We start from the raw sequence: 16,687 nt of genomic DNA, 5'->3' as shown, positions 1-16,687 counted from the left end.
GGAGACTGTCGACACGCCGGTCTGATCGTCACGGCCGCGCGCCTGCTGGGTCGGAGCGGTCTTGTCGACCCAGTTCCTACGCGGACGCAGACCGATGAGAGACGAGCGACGAGACGTCGGCGGTCCCGACCCGACCGTGATCCGGTCGGTGGCGGTCACCGTCGACGACGTGGTGGCAGCCATCGAAGCGGCGGAGCGAGGGCGACAGCGACTCGTGCTCCGCATCACGCCCCCGTTCTACGGGCGGATGCGCGCTCGCATCCACCGCGAGGGCGGCGAAGGAAGCTACGACGACGACGTCGACCCCATCCACCTCGCCCCCGAACGGTTCCTCGCCGACGACGCCCCCGCCTACCCCGACGTCGACGAGACGGAGGACCGACTCCGCGAGGCCGGCGAGTACGACGTCGAGAGCCATCGAAATGCGTACGCAGAGGCCGTCGAGGAGTGGCGCGCGGCCGTCCGGGACCACCTCGTCGACAGCCTCACCGTCGAGACGGTGGACGGAACACACGAGATACAGGTCAAGCGACTCGGCTAGCCCACCGCCGTCGACGCCGCCCGACGGCGCCGTCGCTCGGCGGGTGAAAAACGTGAAAAGTCCGTCTAGTGCCGATACTACAGGGTCCGGCCTTACAGCCGCTGAAGGTTCGTCGCGCGCGGGCCCTTGTCGGCCTGCTCGATGTCGAACTCGACTTCCTGACCCTCTTCGAGGTCAGGGCCGCCGACGTCTTCCATGTGGAAGAAGACGTCTTCGTCCGCATCCTCAGTCTCGATGAAACCGTATCCGCCAGTGTCGTTGAAGAAAGCGACAGTACCTTTTGCCATTCGCAATTACTCCACCTCCTATTCCGTCGGTCGTCCTTATATACCTGTGGGTTCGGTTCAGAACGACAGACCGACCCGGAACGTTATCTGTTCTCCACCGTACACCCAGCTATGACGTCGTCGCGGAGTCGACCGGGTCGGCCGAACGCGGGAGTCGGCGTCGGTGTCCTCGCCAGCGTCGCCGCACTCCTCGTCGTCGTCCACGAGCTCCTCCCGGCGACGACTCAGGCGCGGCTGGCGTTCGACCACGGGTCGCCCGCTCCGCACACGCTGTTGACGGCAGCCTACGTCCACGTCGACGACGCACACCTCGTCGGCAACATCGTCGGCTACGTCGTCGTCGCGGTCGTCACCTACCTCGTCTGTCGACAGCTCGACCGCGAGCGGTGGTTCTGGTCGACGACGGCGCTCTTGCTCGTCGTGCTCCCGGTGCTCGTCAACCTCGTGAACTACCTCACGTTGGCGACGTGGTTCCCGTGGATGACGCCGACCAACCGAGGGTTCTCCGGCGTCGTCGCCGGCTTCGGCGGCTTCCTGCTCGTGACGGTCGTGGTGCTCGTCGCGAACGACTACGGCCGACCGGTCGCGATCTACGTGGGCGAGGCCGCCGTCCTCCTGTTGCTCGCGGAGGTGACGGTCGTCTACGCCGGCAGTCTCCCACCGCTCTCGGTGGGGTTGGTCCTCCTGGGGCTCGGAACCGCCGGGCTGGGGATCCGTCTCGAAGTTCGTCGCGGTCGCGTCCCGGTCGAACGGCCGCGACGACAGCTGCTCGTCGACGCGCTGTTCGTCGCGTCGCTCGTCGCGCTGGTCGCCGTGCTCGTCTACGGGCTGTTCCCGACGACGCTCGTCGTCGACGGCCGGTTGACGAACGTGTTCGCCCACGCCGTCGGGTTCCTGTTCGGAGCGTCGCTGGCGGCGGGGAGCGCGCTGCTCGACCGGGCGTCGCCGACGAAGACGGTCGAGGCCGCCGCGGACTGACGTCGGTCGAGGCCGCCGCGGACTGACGTCGGTCGACGCCGACTACCACCGACTGACGTGGGTTCCGACTCCCGTCTCCTGGCGACGGCTCGCTTGCGCCCGTCCGGACTCGCGTCGAACCGCTTTTCAGGTGACGACTGCTGGAGACCAGTATGGACAGCTATCGGCGCGGCAAGCAGGTCGAGCGCGACCGGACGCGTCCGCGAGTACGCTCGCGATATCGTCCCATCCTCCCGGTCATCTGGACCATCGGGACCGTGCTCGCGTTCCTCGTCGTCCCGTTCGGCTGGGACGCGGTCGTCGCCGTCGTCTTCGTCCTTCATCTCTTCTTCGCCGGACTCGTCCACGGCGACATCCGGGCGCTCCGACGACAGGGCCTCGAGTGGGGGTTCACCCGCCATCTGTGGTTCGCTGCGGCGTTCGTCCTCCCGTTGGTCGCCCTCGCCTACTACGTCTACAGCGGGCGACGCATCGCGGCGGAGAACGAGCGTCGGAACACCGGCGACGGCGAGCCGGTCGAGCGACGCGACGCCGCGGAGACTGCCGACGGACACGTCGAGTCAGAGTGAGTCCGACGCGACGGCGTTCGAGTCGCCGATGTTCACCCGAACCGCGCGAGCGACTCGCCGCGCTCTAACGCCAGCAGTCGTCGCTTGAGGGCGGTCCCGCCCGCAGCCGAGAAGCCGCCGAGACCGTCGGCGGCGACGACCCGGTGACAGGGGACGACGACGGGGACGGGGTTGGCGCCGCAGGCCTGCCCGACCGCCTGCGCCGACGTCTCGAGGTCGGCGGCGAGGTCGCCGTAGGTCCGCGTCTCGCCGTACGGGATAGCGGCCATGAGCCGCATCACGTCGCCGACGAGCCCCTCCGGGTAGGAGACCGAGACGTCGAACTCGCGGCGGTCGCCGCGGCCGTACGCGGCGAGTTGCGGTCGGAGCGTCGCCTCGTCGACGTCGAGATACGACTCGTCGAGGCGCATCTCCGCGTCCAGTAGGTCGAACTGCACGAGTCCGGGGTAGGTGGTCGTGGGGTTTGTAGCTTAGCGCTCCGGCAGCGGTTCGACGCGGAAGACGTAGTCGTCGTAGGCCGCCTCTAGCCTGGTCGGTCCCTCCTCTTCGGTGTGTGCCACACAGAGCATCGCCGTCGCCTCGACGGGGCTGTGGCTCGTCTCCTCGAGGTAGCGTTCGAGCACGACGAACGCCGCCGGGTCGTGACAGCCGCGTCGGTGACACTCGGGAGGACCCTCCGAGGAATCCGACTCGACGTCGACCCTCTCGTCGTCCGTCGGCTCGGGTTCGGGTTCGTCGCCCCGGTCGAGTTCCGCTTCCATCTCTCTCCGCCGTTGGCGACGCTTCTCCTGCCGTGCCTGTTTCTCCCGCCCACGTTTCGTATCCCCCATGTGAAAGAGGATGGGGCGAGAGCGGGATAACGCTGTGGGCCTGACAGGTCCACCCACCCCGGTTCCTCCCGAAGAGAATGATTTAATCGGACGGCGGGCGGCGATTCTTTCATGAACGTCTGTGTACTTGGTGCGGGGACGATGGGTCACGGCATCGCGCAGGTGAGCGCGATGGGCGGCCACGACGTCGTCCTCCGCGACGTCGACGAGACGATCGTCGAGTCGGGGCTCGAACACGTTCGCGAGAACCTCCAAGGCGGCGTCGACCGCGGGAAGGTCACCGAGGCCGAGCGCGACGCCGCACTCGACCGCATCGAGGGGGCGACCGACCTCGCCGCAGTCGCCGACGCCGACCTCGTGGTGGAGGCCGTCCCGGAGGACGAGGAGTTGAAGCGGAGCGTCCTCTCGGAGGTCGAGGGACACGTCGACGACGACTGCGTCCTCGCGAGTAACACCTCCTCGATCCCGGTGACGGGCATCGCCAGCGCGCTCGCCGACCCCTCGCGGGCCGTCGGACTCCACTTCTTCAACCCGGTCCACATCATGGGTCTCGTCGAGGTGGTCGCCGCCGAGCAGACGAGCGACGCGACGCGCGAGTTCGCCGAGGAGTTCGTCGAGGGGATCGACAAGACGGCCGTCGTCGTCGAGGATTCGCCGGGGTTCGCCTCCTCGCGACTCGGCGTCGCGCTCGGCGTCGAAGCGATGCGGATGGTCCAAGAGGGCGTCGCCAGCCCGCGGGACATCGACGCCGCGATGGAACTCGGCTACAACCACCCGATGGGACCGATCGAACTCGGCGACGTCGTCGGACTCGACGTCCGACTTGACATCCTCGAACAGCTCCGCGAGGAGTTGGGTGAACGGTTCCGACCGCCGACGGTGCTCCGGAAGAAAGTCCGCGCCGGCAAGGTGGGCAAGAAGTCCGGTGAGGGGTTCTACGTCTGGGAGGACGGCGAGATCGTCGGCGTCTCGGGGGAGGAGGGGACCGATGAGTGACGCGGCGAGCGTCCGCGACGTCGCCGCCGACTCCGAGCTCGTCCGCGTCGAGGTGGGCGAGCGCGCCGACTACGTCGCGACCGTCACGATCGACCGACCGGACGCCAGAAACGCGTTGAACGGGCAGGTTCGCGAGGAGCTGAAGGTCGTCTTCGAGGCCGTCGCCGACGACGACGCGGTACGCGTCGTCGTGCTCACGGGGGCCGACGAGGCGAAGGCGTTCGTCGCCGGTGCCGACGTGGGAGAGCTCCGCGAACGCGGGGTCGTCGAACAGCGCGAGGCCAGCGAACGACCGCGAGTGTACGAGGTCGTCGCCGACTGCCCCAAACCGGTCGTCGCCCGGATCAACGGCCACGCACTCGGTGGGGGCTGTGAACTCGCACAGGCTTGCGACGTACGCATCGCCCGCGAGGACGCCAAACTCGGCCAGCCGGAGATCAATCTGGGGCTCATCCCCGGTGGGGGCGGGACGCAGCGGCTGACGCGACTCGTGGGGCCGGGACAGGCGATGCGGCTGGTGCTCTCGGGCGAACTCGTCGACGCGACGGAGGCCGCGGAGATCGGGCTCGTCGAGGAGGCGGTCGCGCCCGAGAGGCTGGACGAACGAGTCGACGACTTGGTCGGCAAGATGGCGTCGAAGAGTCCGCTGGCGCTCCAGCGCGCGAAGGAGGCGGTACAGGCGGCCTCGCGGCTCGACCTCGACGCCGGCCTCGACTACGAGAAGGAACTGTTCGTCGGTCTCTTCGCCACCGAAGACAAAGACGAGGGCATCGACGCCTTCTTCGAGGACCGCGACCCCGAGTGGCGCGGGCGGTGAAGACATCGCATCGCCGTCCGTCGAACCCTCCCGTTCGACGGTCGGACACCCGGACCGTTTATCACGGAGACGAGACGTACGGCACGTATGACCACACGGAGACGCGTCCTCGTGGCAGTGCCGGGGCTGCTGGCGCTGACGAGCGGGTGTACGGGCGTGTTCGAGGGAGCGAAGACGTTCGAGGCGAAACCCGTCGAGACCGAAGCGAGCGTCGCCTCGGACGCCGGATACGAGTTCGAGGGTGTCGAAGACAGGACCGTCGAGCGGGAGTTCGCCTCCCAGACGGTCCGCGTCGTCAACAAGGTGGCGACCTACGAGAAGTCGCTGTCGATTCCGCTCGTCGGGTCGGCGAGACTCGGCGTGTTCGCGGCCATCTCGACGCCAGCGATCGAACTCGCCGGAAAGACGTTCAACCCCGTCGGCGACTACGACAACGACCGACTCGTGGAGATGCTCCAGAGTAACTACGAGGGAATCAGCGACGTTCGAGAGGACTCGTCTCGAACCGTCACGGTGCTCGGCACCGACACGACGGTGACCAAGTACACCGGGAAGGCGACGTTCAGCGGTCAACAGATCGACGTCGACATCCACGTGACGAAGGTTCGTGACGACGCTGACTTCGTCGTCTGCGTCGGCATCTACCCGACACAGTTGAACGAACAGGAGAACGTCCTGTCGATGATGTCGGCCGCCGTCCATCCGGCCTGAGACGGTGGTCGCCGAAGGAAAGCGTTATATCTGGTGACGGTCCGACGTAGCGGAACCTTTAACATCGTTCGTTAGCATCACTCAGCGGCTCCAATTCGGAGCGAAACGCCCGTTTCGAGGGTTCAGTCGCTTGGTTTCCTCGTTTGCACGACGGCGATAGATTTATATAGTTTTCGCGCTTACTACGTGTAAGGACGTCGCGCCCCGAGGGGCTTCTGTCTTCTTTCCTTCCCCCCGAGAGGTCGCCGTCCGCCCATCCCATCATGAGCGAAACGAACATCAAGCGATACACGAGTACCAGCACCTCCGAGACGGAGCGAACACGGGAGGAACGAACGCAAGACGAGTCCGTTCGGACCTGCCCCGAGTGCGAGGGCCGACTCGTCACCGACGAGGAGCACGGCGAACTGGTCTGCAGCGACTGCGGACTCGTCGTCGAGGAAGCGAACGTCGACCGCGGTCCGGAGTGGCGCGCGTTCGACAGCTCCGAGCGTGACTCGAAATCCCGCGTCGGTGCGCCGACGACGAAGATGATGCACGACAAGGGGCTGTCGACGAACATCGGCTGGCAAGACAAAGACGCCTACGGGAAGAGTCTCTCGAGCCGTCAGCGCCAGCAGATGCAGCGGCTCCGCACGTGGAACGAGCGGTTCCGCACCCGCGACTCCAAGGAGCGCAACCTCAAGCAGGCGCTCGGCGAGATCGACCGCATGGCGAGTGCCCTAGGACTCCCGCAGGCCGTCCGCGAGACGGCGTCGGTGATCTACCGCCGCGCGCTGAGCGAGGATCTCCTCCCCGGCCGTTCCATCGAGGGCGTCGCCACCGCGGCGCTCTACGCGTCGGCCCGGCAGGCGGGGACCCCCCGATCGCTCGACGAGATCGCGAGCGTCTCCCGCGTCGACAAGATGGAACTCACCCGGACGTACCGCTACATCGTCCGCGAACTCAAACTGGAGATCCAGCCCGCCGACCCCGAACAGTACGTCCCGCGGTTCGCCAGCGATCTCGGCCTCTCCGACGAGGCAGAGCGCCGAGCGCGCGAACTGCTCCGGACGGCGAAGGAAGCCGGCCTCCACAGCGGGAAGTCGCCGGTCGGGCTCGCCGCAGCAGCCGTCTACGCCGCCTCGCTCTTGACCAACGAGAAGGTTACCCAGAGCCAGGTGTCGGACGTCGCCAACATCAGCGAAGTCACCATCCGAAACCGGTACAAAGAACTCCTCGAAGCCGAGGATCTCGGACTGTTCGCCTGATGGGGTGACGCGGCCGACGACCGCCTTTTGACGCGATTTTCAGCGACGAGCGAGCGACCGCTGTGCGAATCTGAACGTCTGGTGGCGCGCAAACTTTTATTGAGTCGGCAGGCACACAGTGGGTATGGTCGAAGCGTTTGTCCGTCTTCTGTGCCCGGAATGTGGAAAGGAGTGGGAGTCGACTCCCACCGACCTCCCGGAGACCCGTCGGAACTTCAGCTGTCCGAACTGTCACGCGACGAGACGGTTGACCGAGTTCATGCGGACAGAACGCGACCTCGAGATCGTTCGCCAGTTCGAGTAGTCGCTGCCTAGCGGTCGCAGCAAGCGGACTGCGAACGGTTCAGACGTCGGGGATCGACGACAGCGCGCCACAGGCGTCACACTTCAGCACCGTCGTCCCCTGTTCTTCCACGAGTCTCGTATCCGGCAGTCCACACTCCGAGCAACGCACGAACCCGTCGACGTAGGCGTCGAGCGCGTCGGCGACGCGGCGCTGTTTGAACTCGCCCGTGAAGCGGGCGCGTCCCCGGTCGTCGAGCTGTGCGCTCGTCCCGAGCTCCGACTGCAGGAACCGGAGCAGATGATCGTCGTCTCGGCCGAGACGGTCCGTCGTCGACTGGAAGTTCTCGTAGACGGTGACGTTTCCTTCCGGTCGAACCTCCGGGTCGGGGACTTCGAAGCGGTTGCCGACGTCCTCGATGTCGGGCGTCTCCTCCAGCGCACGGTCGAGATTGTCTCCGTAGCCCATACGCCCACTACGGAAGCGGGAGCCCAAAAACGTTCAGAAGGTGAACAACGTGCCTCGCGGGCGTGCCGCGTGGACGGAGACGACCCCGACGGCACGTCGCGGGCGATTGGTCGAGAGTCGAGCTATCGGGTTCTGCCTCCGGGTTCGGCAGAGAGGGGGTCGACCGCCGAGTTCACGTCGGCCGATTGAACGAAAACTCGCTCGACGCAGAGATTCTGCCTGATGATTCGTTGACGTCTCAGCGGCGAAATCTGCCGTCTTCCAGCCCTCTGACGGGTATGTGTGCTAACGAGACTCAAGATAATAATATAACCCTCCAGTGGTAACTTGGCGTTGCTCATGAAGAAGCAGGAGCTCATCCACCTTCACGGCCTGCTTGCAGAGGTACAGAACCAGTGCGAAAAATGGGAAGGCGACGAATTCCCGATGACCGAGTACGAGGAACTCGGCGTCCGACCGACATCTATCCACAAATCGAAGACCGATCACAAAGCTGCCGTTTTCAAACTCGCCAAAGGGATCACGAAGTCGGTAGACGACGCTGAAGTCGAACCGCTGGCACCCAAGGCCGACTAACTCGACATCTGTCTCCTCGCGACATCTCACAGCCCACCGAGCTACGGCTCGGACTCGTCGCCGCCGTCGGCTTCGACGCTCGTCTCCTCCGACTCACTCTCCGTCTCCTCGTCGGGTAGCACGTCCACCGAGAGCACCTTCAGCGGGATGTTCTCGAGACGCTTGCCGATCTCCTTTCGGGCGATGCGACTCGCGTGCTCCTCGCGTTCGACGTTGAACACGGTCATCTCGAGTTCGAGTGCGACCAGCGCCTCGTCGGCCGCGATGAACGCTGGTGGGAGCTCTTCTCCCGACTCTGTCTCTCGGTGGCCCATGTCGATCTCGACGTAGTTGAGATCCGGGTTCAGCATCTCGCCCGTCTTCGAGATGGCGATCCGAACCGCCTCGTCTGCGGTCTCTACGTCGTACACCGGGACGGCCGCTTCGACGACGACTCTGCAGTCCATGTGTCACGTTTGTTCATCATGCTGTAAGAAGCTTCGGCTGGGAAAACACGGGTCGAGAGGGTGCAACGCCGGATTTTTCGGCGTGTCGCACGTCTCTCGGCAGTATGGTCGACGAGACGACCGAGGTCGGAACGTACACGCTCGTGGTCGACCTCCCGGAGACGGCGACGATCGACGTCGGTGCACTGGGCGACTGTCGATTTCCCGCTGGCGGCTACGCCTACACTGGGAGCGCGTTCGGTCCCGGAGGGCTGTCCCGTGTCGACAGACATCGTCGGACCGCGACCGGCGACCACGACGTACGCCACTGGCACGTCGACTATCTGCTCGGCCACCCGTCGACGTCGGTAGTCACGGTCGTCGTGACGCGAGGCGTCGACGTCGAATGTGCCGTCGCCGAGAGGCTCGGAGACGGACCGGTCGAGGGGTTCGGGGCGTCGGACTGCGACTGCGAGAGCCATCTGTCGTTCCGTCGGTCGGTCGCGGCGCTCGAAGACGCGGTACGACAGGTGCACAGAGCGGTTCGGTGAGAGAAACGAGGGCGGTCCCCCGACGGCTGACCGGTCCGGGCAAGAGCCGGCCAGCCGGGAAAGAGAGCGACGGTCCACCCCCAGACGCGGCCACGTCGGTCCGGGCAGAATCGACGGGGCCGCCTTCGTTGCCGGTGTTTGTCAGAGGCACCCCGGCACACCATTCTATCCAGCGACCCACCTTTACTTCATGGCTCGGAGAAATCAGTCACAGCCTGATTCATATTACTAAAAAGTTTCGTTGATTTATACGTAGTTCCCGCATCCGAACCCTTATAATCGCAGTGACGACAAAATCATCCGATGACACAGCCGGACCCGACGGAGGTGATGGCTGTCGTCGCACGCCGCGGTCCCGTGTTGCGAGCAGTCGACACGGAGGGAGTTCCGAAGCGCGATCTCGTCGACGAGCTGTCGATTTCACGATCGACCGTCGACAGAGCGGTTCGCGAACTCGAGGCGATCGGGTTCGTCGAGCGGACTGACGACGGCGGCTACCGTCGAACGCTCCCCGGTCGCCTCGCGCTGACCGAGTACGACCAGTTCGCGAGGCGGATCGAGGGGCTCGGCGACAGCGTCGACGTGCTCTCGTTGCTCCCGTCGGATGCTCCCTGTGCCGCCTGTGTTCTCGAAGACGCCACCGTCGTCGTCGCCGAGCGACACTCGCCGCTCGCGCCGGTGGAACGGTTGGGCGACCTCGTCGACCGGGCGACACACGTCGACGCCATCGCTCCGGCCGTCCTCCCGCAGCAGGTCGAGATCTACCACCGAAACTTCGTCGACGGCGACCTCAGCGCGCGCCTCGTCCTCACGAACGACGTCGTCGACCGACTGGTGAGCAGCTACGGCACGGAACTCACCGAATCGCTCGACACGGGGCAGTTGGAGATCCGCCGGTGTGAGCGGTCGATTCCGTACAGTCTCGTCGCTGCGGAGACGGACGCCGGTCCGGAGATGGGGTTTCTCGTCTACGCCGACAGCGGCGTACAGGGGTTCGTCGGCAACGACTCGCCCGAGGCGGTCGAGTGGGCGCGAAAGCTGGTTGACGACTACTGGGAGTCGGGGACGCCGTTTCCCAGTCCGACAGCGGACGGTCGGTGACGGGTCTACAGTACCGAGTGCCCGTCAGCAGACACCCGACCGGCCGCCGTCGTGTGGTTGAGTGTGGAGACAGTTGCACGAGTGACGATGCGACAATCCCTCTGAAGAGAGAGTGGCGGACAGACGACGCGGAGAGAGTCCGAGGAGCGAGCGTTCACGGCCGGTGCGTCGTACTGCGGCGAGCCGCCCGTGACGGCGGTCAGGTCACGAGACGGGGTGGCCGCGTGATGAGACGTAAACCCTCGGACCGTCTCAACGGATGGCGGCCTCGAACTTCTCGACGGGGTGTGGCGGGTCGCCCGACTGCCCGGGCTTCTCGGCGAGTTGCGACCGACAGGACGCGCCGGGTGCGACGACCTCCTCGCCGACGCTGTCGTCGACCTGATCGTAGAGGATCCGCGCGATCGACTCGCTCATCGAGAGATGTTCGGCCTCGTAGCCGAACGACCCCGCCATCCCACAGCAGGTCGAGTCCAGCGGGTCGACGGCGTAGCCGGCTCGTCTGAGGACGCCGACGGCGTGGTGGTCTTTCTTCGTCGACTTCTGGTGGCAGTGACCGTGGTAGGTGAGCGCCTCGTCGGTGTCGCGGAAGGTCAGCGCCTCGTCGAGGCGGAACGTGTCGACGTACTCCATGACGCCGTAGCTGTTGGCGGCGACTTCGGCGACGCCGGCCCCCGAGAGGAGATCGAGGTAGTCGAGTTGGAACATCACGGCGTCGGAGGGTTCGACGACGACGACGTCCCACCCCTCGCGGAGCTGCGGTGCGAGCACCTCGACGTTCTGCCGTGCCTCCTCGCGGGCCCTGTCGAGCATCCCCTTCGAGTGTGCCGGGCGACCACTGCCGGCGACGCCCTCGGGGATACGGACGTGAACGCCCGCCGCCTCCAGCGCCCGGACGGCTGCCTTCCCCGCCTCGGGGTGGTTGTAGTTGGTGTACGTGTCGGGGAACAGGAGGACGGAACGCGTCGCCTCCGAGCGACTTACCCGGGAGCCGCCGCGTTCTTCGAACCAGTCTTCGAGGCTCTCGCGGTGGAACGTCGGGAGGTCGCGACCCTTCGCGATGCCGAGCGTCGACTCCAAGAGCGTCCGGACGCCGGGCACCTTCGTCGCCCAGTTCGAAAGCGGGGCGACCCTCGATCCGACCTTCGAGAGCGTGTCGACGTTGGCGAACACGTAGTCGCGGAGGCTGATGCCGTGTCGCTCGTGGTGTTCGTGGGTCACCTCGGCTTTCAGCTTCGCCATGTCGACCTCGCTGGGACAGTCCTTCGAACACCCCTTACAGCCGACACAGAGGTCGAGCACCTCGGTGACGAACTCGTCGGAGAACTGCTCGCCCTCGGGGAGGTCGCCGCTCATCGCCTGCCGGAGCATGTTGGCCCGGCCTCGCGTCGACTGGATCTCCTCCTCGGCGGCGCGATAGGTGGGACACATCACCCCGCCCGTCGTCTCCTGGGGGCCGCGACAGCCCGCACAGCCGTGACAGAGTTCGGCCATCCCCTGGAAGCCGTTCTCGTTCTCCCAGTTGAGCGACGGTTCGAACCCGGCGTCGAAGTCGTAGTCCGGGGAGAACCGAAGGTGCTCGGTCATGTCGTGAGCCGGTTTCGGGCCGCGACCGTCGCCGGAAGCGTCGGCCGCGATCTCGGCGTCGCTCAGCCCGCAGATGTTGCCCGGGTTGAGCAGCCAGTCGGGGTCGAACGCGGTCTTCAGGTCGCGGAACGCCTGCCAGAGGTCGTCGCCGTACAGTTTCCGGTTCCACTGCGTTCGGGCCCGGCCGTCGCCGTGTTCGCCGGAGACCGACCCACCGTACTTCACGACGAGGTCGGTCACTTCGTCGGCGATGGCCTCGAACGTCTCGACGCCCTCGACGGTCTTCGTGTTGACGAGCGGACGGATGTGGAGTACGCCCGGCCCGGCGTGAGCGTAGTAGGAGGCGAACGTGTCGTGCTCGTCGAGGATGTCTTGGAAGTCGGCGACGTACGCCGGGAGGTTCGCCGCCGGGATAGCGGTGTCTTCGATGTACGCGATGTGTTTCTCGTCGGTCGTCCGCGAGAGCAGGATGGGGAGTCCGGACTTCCGCATCTTCCAGAACTTCGCGCGCGTGTCGGCGTCGTGTGCTTCCATCGCCGCCACGGCGTACTGGTCTTTCTCGGTCTCGACGCGGTTCTCGCTCGGGTCGACTTCCGTGAGTTCGCCCGCGACCCGGTCGGCGACGAGGTCGGCCACCTGCTGGCGGCCGTGGTCGTCGTCCTCGGCGTAGAACTCCACGAGGAGCACCGAATCGGTCCCTTCGGGGAGCATCCCGACGACGTCGCTGAACTCGGCGGTCTGTCGGGCGAGATCGAGGAGCACGTCGTCCATCACCTCGACGGCGGCGGGGTCGTGTTCGAGGATCGGTTCGACGTCCTCCATCGCGTCGAGTACGTCGTCGTAGGTGAGCAAGGCGACGGACGCCGTGTTCGGGATCGGTTCGAGCGACACCGTCGCCTCGGTGACGATGCCGAGCGTTCCTTCACTCCCTGCGAGCAGGCGGGCGAGGTTGACCGTCCCCGGTTCGCTGTCGGGGTCGATCCCCTCGTCGTCGGGCGTCCGGCGTTCGCCGCGAGACTCGTCGAGCAGCATGTCGAGGTTGTACCCCGAGACGTTCCGCTTCAGGTCGGGGTAGCGAGCGTCGATCTCCTCGGCCTCCTCGTCGAGGACGCGGACGACTTCGGCGTAGATGCGGGGAAGGAGGTCGTCGGCGTCGGAGTCGGCTCCCGCTCGGAGGTCGTCGACGGCGATCTCGCCGAGTCGGGTGACGGTGCCGTCGGCGAGCACGACCTCGGCTTCTTCGAGGTAGTAGTCCGTCTTGCCGTACTTCAGCGAGTGTGCGCCGGTGGAGTTGTTGCCGATCGCCCCGCCGAGGGCGGACTTGTCGCCCCACGCCGGATCGGGGGCGAACTTCAGCTCGTGCGGTTCGAGCACGCCGTTGAGGTCGCCGAGGCGGATGCCCGGTTGGGCGCGGACCGTCCGCCCCTCGGGGTCGACGTCGACGACGTCGTCCATCCCGTCCATGAGGTCAAGGACGACCGCCTCGTTGACGGTCTGCCCCGCGAGACTCGTCCCGCCGCCGCGAGGGAGGACGGGGATCTGACGGCGGGCACAGTACTCCATCACGGCGACGACGTCGCGCGTCGACGTCGGCATGACGACGCCGATGGGCGTCTGTTCGTAGGCGCTCGCGTCGGTGGCGTACAGCTGTCGCGAGTAGGAGTCGAAGCGGACGTCGCCGTCGACGAGCGATTCGAGGTCGTCGACGAGTCCGGGACGGGCGACGTCGTCGCTCGTGTAGTCGTAGTCCGCCCCCCTCGTCGCGGGGTCCTCCGGGGCGTGGTCGGGAGAGTGGGATGCCATGTTGTGTTTCCTTTGTGTGTCCGTGTATAAAAACCGGGTAATATCGCACCCGGGAGCGTGTTCGGAGACGGTTCGTCTCGAAGTCGGTCGGGCACGTCCGTTAGAACGTCCCCGGGAACAGCACGTAGCTGAACAGCAGCGTCAGGATGCCTGTGGCCGTCCCGTAGTAGACGAGCGGGATGAGTTCCAGTCGGATGACGCGGCCCTCCTCGCCGACGAGGCCGACGACGGCGAGCGCGGCGACGACGTTGTGGACGGCGATGAGGTTGCCGATGGCACCACCGACCGCCTGCGCGCCGAGCATGATGGTCCGCGGCGTACCGATCTGTTCGGCGACGCCGTACTGGAACGTCCCGAACAGGATGTCGGACACCGTGTTCGACCCGGCGAGGAACGCGCCGAACGCACCCACGTAGGCCGCGAAGAACGGGTAGACGCCGCCCGCGACGCCGGCCATCCCCTCCGAGAGGACGATGAGCATGCTGTCGGTTTCCGTCGCGGCACCCGACTGCAGCATGATCTGGACCGTCGCGACGGCGAACAGCAGGGCGATGACCGCCGGAGCGACCTTCTCGACGGTCTCGGCCCACGACGCCGTGATCTCCCGACCGCTCATCCCGTGAAGCGGAATGGTCAGCAAGTGGACGGCGATGAACACCGCACCGGGGAGATAGAGGAAGGCGAAGTCGTTCTCGAGTCCGGTGCCGAGGATACCCGACCACGTCAGCGTGAACACGTCCATCGTGACGAACGCGTTCACCGGGTCGACGACGCGGGTGACGACGAGCAGCAGTGCGACGAGAGCGTACGGCGTCCACGCCTTCCAGAGCGCCATCGTGCCCGCGGTCGTCGGCGTGCTCGACTGCACGGCCCCGCCGTCGGCGGCGACGGCGACGTCGTCGCTCGTCGACTCGCCCGGTTCGATGTCGCCGACCCAGTGGTCGGGCCACGTCGACTCCGGCGCGAAGTCCCACTCGTCGTCGGGGTGGAAGAAGCCCGCCTTCAGCGCGCCGACCGTCACGGCCAGGCCGACCATCGACCCGAGCAGACCGGGGAACTCCGGCCCGAGGAAGTAGGCGGTGAGGAAGTACGGCACCGAGAACGACGCCCACGCGAACAGCGTGAGCGGCAGCACTTCGAGCGCCGGCTTGATGGAACGTTCCTCGCCGAAGAAGCGCGTCATCATCGCGACGCCGATGAACGGGAGGACGATACCGACGACGACGTGCATGCTCGCGGCGAACACCGCGATCTCGCTCACCCACGCGGCGACGGAGTCGAAGTTGCCCTGCCCGACCACCTCGGAGCTGATCGACTCGACGCTCTCGAAGATGTCGATCATCCCGATGATGAGCGGCGTGCCGACCGCACCGAACGTGATGGCCATCAGGTTCCCCGTGAGCGCGACGACGACGGCCGCCAACGGCGGGAAGCCGAGGCCCACGAGCAGCGGACCGACGATGGCCGCGGGCGTCCCGAAGCCGGCCGCCGCCTCGATGAACGAGCCCATGAGGAACACGAGGAGGACGACCTGCACGCGGCGGTCCTCGCTGATGGCTGCGAAGCCGGCGTTGATGGCGTCGAACGCCCCCGTCTGTTTGAGTGTGTACAGGAGCAGAATCGCGCCGAAGACGATGTAGAGGATGTTCGCCGCGGTGATGAACCCGTTTATCGTCGCGGCGGCGATCCACTGGAGGTTCATCCCCCAGCCGAGGACGCCCGCACCGATGGCGACGATCCACGCGACCGGCATCGCTCGGGTGGCGGGCCAGTAGAGCCCGACCATGAGGACGGCGATGGTCGCAAGCGGGAGCAGGGCGACGGCGGCGTCGACGGCGCTAACCATCGACCGCCTCCGGGGGCTCGCAGTCCGATGGTCGTCCGGTCACGTTCGACCCGCTCGAACCACGCCCGGTAGTCGAGCGGTCCGTTCCAGTTCCATGCCTGAATTGGTGTGGCATGGACTCACCTCATCGATGCCGATGATAAATAAGCATCGTTCGTTGCAGTTCGTGATGGACTCCGGCGACGAGTACAGTCGAGTGTATACTCCGTGAAACACGTGTATGTTGGTGTGATCGACGGTTTGGAACGCTCTCAACCGGTTCTGACGAAGACCACGAGAAATGCTGACGAAGACCGGAACACTCCCGGACAACACGAGTGTAGAGGATTATCGAAGTCGTAACGGGGGGCTACACACGTATGTAACGGTGGTTGTACACGTGTGCATAGGCTTATCACCACTCGGTCGGTGAGTCCAGGTATGGAGGAGACGACGCGCGACCGGGAGCGAGAGCGGAACGAGCGCGGGCAGTACGCCGACCGGATCCCCCCGGAGGCAGTCGTCGACGTGTTCGAGGCGCGCGAGGACCGGGCACGTCCGCTCACGGCGAGCGACGTAATGGACTCGCTCGACTGTTCGCGCCGGACCGCACACAACAAGCTCAACGAGTTGGTCGAACGGGGAACGCTCGACACGCGGAAGGTCGGTGCACGCAGCCGTGTCTGGTGGGTCCCCCTCGAGCGATCCGCGGACGTCCCCGGTGGCTCCGACAGACCCGACGCCGTCTCCACGGCGATTCAGACCGCCGAGTTACCGGGGAGCGGACCGACGCTCGAAGCGCGTCGCGAGGCACTGTCGGCCGCCTACGACTATCTGACGGAGCATCCAGAGGCGACGAAGGCGGACTTCCTCCGGGACGTCTACCACGACCACACCGCCGGGTACGAGTCCGCCGAGGGATGGTGGAACGCCATCCAGCCCGCGCTCAAGGGGCTCCCCGGTGTCGACCCGCCGGAGGAGCGCGGTCACCTCTGGCACTTCCTCGGCGGGGACTGACGGCTAATCAGGGGATTTATCATGCGATGGCTCCCCGCGTCAATCAGTATCGATGAGTGGACAGCGACAGCC

Annotated in this window: 19 protein-coding genes; 12 read left to right on the top strand and 7 right to left on the bottom strand. The window is 66.1% G+C overall.

Features of this window, described 5'->3' with window-relative positions; translation table 11 throughout:
- Window positions 1-94: 94 nt before the first annotated feature.
- The gene (locus EOHIBHHM_RS15800; protein WP_497252236.1) at window positions 95-541 is read left to right on the top strand and encodes a DUF8009 family protein; all 447 of its coding nucleotides are present in this window, start codon (window positions 95-97) and stop codon (window positions 539-541) included.
- A 92-nt stretch (window positions 542-633) separates the two neighbouring features.
- On the opposite strand, the gene EOHIBHHM_RS15795 is transcribed toward EOHIBHHM_RS15800, so the two are convergent.
- Window positions 634-828 (bottom strand): cold-shock protein, encoded by a 195-nt coding sequence (locus EOHIBHHM_RS15795; RefSeq protein ID WP_009365432.1) that lies wholly within the window; start codon window positions 826-828, stop codon window positions 634-636.
- Window positions 829-939: 111 nt separating this feature from the next.
- Between EOHIBHHM_RS15795 and EOHIBHHM_RS15790 the strand changes: the two genes are divergently transcribed.
- Window positions 940-1,806, top strand: a complete 867-nt coding sequence (locus EOHIBHHM_RS15790; RefSeq protein ID WP_497252234.1) for a hypothetical protein — start codon at window positions 940-942, stop codon at window positions 1,804-1,806.
- Window positions 1,807-1,958: 152 nt separating this feature from the next.
- Complete coding sequence (locus EOHIBHHM_RS15785) at window positions 1,959-2,375, top strand: hypothetical protein (protein WP_497252232.1); 417 nt, start codon at window positions 1,959-1,961, stop codon at window positions 2,373-2,375.
- A gap of 32 nt (window positions 2,376-2,407) precedes the next feature.
- Here EOHIBHHM_RS15785 and EOHIBHHM_RS15780 read toward each other — a convergent pair whose 3' ends face one another.
- Entirely contained in the window at window positions 2,408-2,812 is a 405-nt protein-coding gene (locus tag EOHIBHHM_RS15780; protein ID WP_497252230.1) for a methylated-DNA--[protein]-cysteine S-methyltransferase, read from the bottom strand.
- A 33-nt stretch (window positions 2,813-2,845) separates the two neighbouring features.
- Window positions 2,846-3,205 carry a hypothetical protein gene (locus EOHIBHHM_RS15775; RefSeq protein ID WP_497252228.1) on the bottom strand — a complete coding sequence of 120 codons (360 nt, stop codon included), beginning with the start codon at window positions 3,203-3,205 and terminating at the stop codon, window positions 2,846-2,848.
- Between the two features lie 111 nt (window positions 3,206-3,316).
- Here EOHIBHHM_RS15775 and EOHIBHHM_RS15770 point away from each other — a divergent pair, with 111 nt between their 5' ends.
- The 5 genes from EOHIBHHM_RS15770 to EOHIBHHM_RS15750 all read left to right on the top strand — a co-directional run bounded on the left by EOHIBHHM_RS15770 (window position 3,317) and on the right by EOHIBHHM_RS15750 (window position 7,283).
- Window positions 3,317-4,201, top strand: a complete 885-nt coding sequence (locus EOHIBHHM_RS15770; RefSeq protein WP_497252226.1) for a 3-hydroxyacyl-CoA dehydrogenase family protein — start codon at window positions 3,317-3,319, stop codon at window positions 4,199-4,201.
- Window positions 4,194-5,018 (top strand): enoyl-CoA hydratase/isomerase family protein, encoded by an 825-nt coding sequence (locus EOHIBHHM_RS15765; RefSeq protein ID WP_497252224.1) that lies wholly within the window; start codon window positions 4,194-4,196, stop codon window positions 5,016-5,018. The genes EOHIBHHM_RS15770 and EOHIBHHM_RS15765 overlap by 8 nt, the downstream gene beginning before the upstream one ends.
- 87 nt (window positions 5,019-5,105) lie before the next feature.
- The gene (locus EOHIBHHM_RS15760; RefSeq protein WP_497252222.1) at window positions 5,106-5,729 is read left to right on the top strand and encodes a DUF6517 family protein; all 624 of its coding nucleotides are present in this window, start codon (window positions 5,106-5,108) and stop codon (window positions 5,727-5,729) included.
- A 263-nt stretch (window positions 5,730-5,992) separates the two neighbouring features.
- A complete protein-coding gene (locus tag EOHIBHHM_RS15755) occupies window positions 5,993-6,979 on the top strand; it encodes a transcription initiation factor IIB (protein ID WP_497252220.1) in 987 nt (328 codons plus the stop codon).
- A gap of 124 nt (window positions 6,980-7,103) precedes the next feature.
- Window positions 7,104-7,283 (top strand): DUF7836 family putative zinc-binding protein, encoded by a 180-nt coding sequence (locus EOHIBHHM_RS15750; RefSeq protein WP_497252218.1) that lies wholly within the window; start codon window positions 7,104-7,106, stop codon window positions 7,281-7,283.
- 39 nt (window positions 7,284-7,322) lie between these two features.
- Here EOHIBHHM_RS15750 and EOHIBHHM_RS15745 read toward each other — a convergent pair whose 3' ends face one another.
- Window positions 7,323-7,730, bottom strand: coding sequence for a translation initiation factor IF-2 subunit beta (locus EOHIBHHM_RS15745; RefSeq protein ID WP_497252216.1), 408 nt, complete (start codon window positions 7,728-7,730; stop codon window positions 7,323-7,325).
- A gap of 339 nt (window positions 7,731-8,069) precedes the next feature.
- Between EOHIBHHM_RS15745 and EOHIBHHM_RS15740 the strand changes: the two genes are divergently transcribed.
- Window positions 8,070-8,306: a UPF0058 family protein gene (locus tag EOHIBHHM_RS15740; RefSeq protein ID WP_497252214.1), complete on the top strand. Its 237-nt coding sequence runs from the start codon at window positions 8,070-8,072 to the stop codon at window positions 8,304-8,306.
- Between the two features lie 41 nt (window positions 8,307-8,347).
- On the opposite strand, the gene EOHIBHHM_RS15735 is transcribed toward EOHIBHHM_RS15740, so the two are convergent.
- Entirely contained in the window at window positions 8,348-8,752 is a 405-nt protein-coding gene (locus EOHIBHHM_RS15735; RefSeq protein WP_497252212.1) for a DUF555 domain-containing protein, read from the bottom strand.
- Between the two features lie 104 nt (window positions 8,753-8,856).
- Here EOHIBHHM_RS15735 and EOHIBHHM_RS15730 point away from each other — a divergent pair, with 104 nt between their 5' ends.
- The gene (locus EOHIBHHM_RS15730; RefSeq protein WP_497252210.1) at window positions 8,857-9,282 is read left to right on the top strand and encodes a GIY-YIG nuclease family protein; all 426 of its coding nucleotides are present in this window, start codon (window positions 8,857-8,859) and stop codon (window positions 9,280-9,282) included.
- A 303-nt stretch (window positions 9,283-9,585) separates the two neighbouring features.
- Entirely contained in the window at window positions 9,586-10,383 is a 798-nt protein-coding gene (locus tag EOHIBHHM_RS15725) for a helix-turn-helix transcriptional regulator (RefSeq protein ID WP_497252208.1), read from the top strand.
- 252 nt (window positions 10,384-10,635) lie between these two features.
- On the opposite strand, the gene EOHIBHHM_RS15720 is transcribed toward EOHIBHHM_RS15725, so the two are convergent.
- Window positions 10,636-13,773 carry an FAD-binding and (Fe-S)-binding domain-containing protein gene (locus EOHIBHHM_RS15720; protein WP_497252206.1) on the bottom strand — a complete coding sequence of 1,046 codons (3,138 nt, stop codon included), beginning with the start codon at window positions 13,771-13,773 and terminating at the stop codon, window positions 10,636-10,638.
- A gap of 100 nt (window positions 13,774-13,873) precedes the next feature.
- Window positions 13,874-15,619 carry an L-lactate permease gene (locus EOHIBHHM_RS15715; RefSeq protein WP_497252204.1) on the bottom strand — a complete coding sequence of 582 codons (1,746 nt, stop codon included), beginning with the start codon at window positions 15,617-15,619 and terminating at the stop codon, window positions 13,874-13,876.
- 420 nt (window positions 15,620-16,039) lie between these two features.
- Between EOHIBHHM_RS15715 and EOHIBHHM_RS15710 the strand changes: the two genes are divergently transcribed.
- Window positions 16,040-16,615 (top strand): ArsR family transcriptional regulator, encoded by a 576-nt coding sequence (locus EOHIBHHM_RS15710; RefSeq protein WP_497252202.1) that lies wholly within the window; start codon window positions 16,040-16,042, stop codon window positions 16,613-16,615.
- Window positions 16,616-16,687 lie beyond the last annotated feature (72 nt).

This window comes from Halogranum roseipondis (assembly GCF_059695585.1).
Note: the sequence above shows the minus strand (reverse complement) of the source record. Positions and strands in the feature narration are given on the sequence as shown.

Excerpts from the sequence above, each read along its gene's own strand:
- EOHIBHHM_RS15800 (WP_497252236.1), top strand. The coding sequence starts at position 95 with ATGAGAGACGAGCGACGAGACGTCGGCGGTCCCGACCCGACCGTGATC.
- EOHIBHHM_RS15795 (WP_009365432.1), bottom strand. The coding sequence starts at position 828 with ATGGCAAAAGGTACTGTCGCTTTCTTCAACGACACTGGCGGATACGGT.
- EOHIBHHM_RS15790 (WP_497252234.1), top strand. The coding sequence starts at position 940 with ATGACGTCGTCGCGGAGTCGACCGGGTCGGCCGAACGCGGGAGTCGGC.
- EOHIBHHM_RS15785 (WP_497252232.1), top strand. The coding sequence starts at position 1,959 with ATGGACAGCTATCGGCGCGGCAAGCAGGTCGAGCGCGACCGGACGCGT.
- EOHIBHHM_RS15775 (WP_497252228.1), bottom strand. The coding sequence starts at position 3,205 with ATGGGGGATACGAAACGTGGGCGGGAGAAACAGGCACGGCAGGAGAAG.
- EOHIBHHM_RS15770 (WP_497252226.1), top strand. The coding sequence starts at position 3,317 with ATGAACGTCTGTGTACTTGGTGCGGGGACGATGGGTCACGGCATCGCG.
- EOHIBHHM_RS15765 (WP_497252224.1), top strand. The coding sequence starts at position 4,194 with ATGAGTGACGCGGCGAGCGTCCGCGACGTCGCCGCCGACTCCGAGCTC.
- EOHIBHHM_RS15760 (WP_497252222.1), top strand. The coding sequence starts at position 5,106 with ATGACCACACGGAGACGCGTCCTCGTGGCAGTGCCGGGGCTGCTGGCG.
- EOHIBHHM_RS15755 (WP_497252220.1), top strand. The coding sequence starts at position 5,993 with ATGAGCGAAACGAACATCAAGCGATACACGAGTACCAGCACCTCCGAG.
- EOHIBHHM_RS15750 (WP_497252218.1), top strand. The coding sequence starts at position 7,104 with ATGGTCGAAGCGTTTGTCCGTCTTCTGTGCCCGGAATGTGGAAAGGAG.
- EOHIBHHM_RS15745 (WP_497252216.1), bottom strand. The coding sequence starts at position 7,730 with ATGGGCTACGGAGACAATCTCGACCGTGCGCTGGAGGAGACGCCCGAC.
- EOHIBHHM_RS15740 (WP_497252214.1), top strand. The coding sequence starts at position 8,070 with ATGAAGAAGCAGGAGCTCATCCACCTTCACGGCCTGCTTGCAGAGGTA.
- EOHIBHHM_RS15735 (WP_497252212.1), bottom strand. The coding sequence starts at position 8,752 with ATGGACTGCAGAGTCGTCGTCGAAGCGGCCGTCCCGGTGTACGACGTA.
- EOHIBHHM_RS15730 (WP_497252210.1), top strand. The coding sequence starts at position 8,857 with ATGGTCGACGAGACGACCGAGGTCGGAACGTACACGCTCGTGGTCGAC.
- EOHIBHHM_RS15725 (WP_497252208.1), top strand. The coding sequence starts at position 9,586 with ATGACACAGCCGGACCCGACGGAGGTGATGGCTGTCGTCGCACGCCGC.
- EOHIBHHM_RS15720 (WP_497252206.1), bottom strand. The coding sequence starts at position 13,773 with ATGGCATCCCACTCTCCCGACCACGCCCCGGAGGACCCCGCGACGAGG.
- EOHIBHHM_RS15715 (WP_497252204.1), bottom strand. The coding sequence starts at position 15,619 with ATGGTTAGCGCCGTCGACGCCGCCGTCGCCCTGCTCCCGCTTGCGACC.
- EOHIBHHM_RS15710 (WP_497252202.1), top strand. The coding sequence starts at position 16,040 with ATGGAGGAGACGACGCGCGACCGGGAGCGAGAGCGGAACGAGCGCGGG.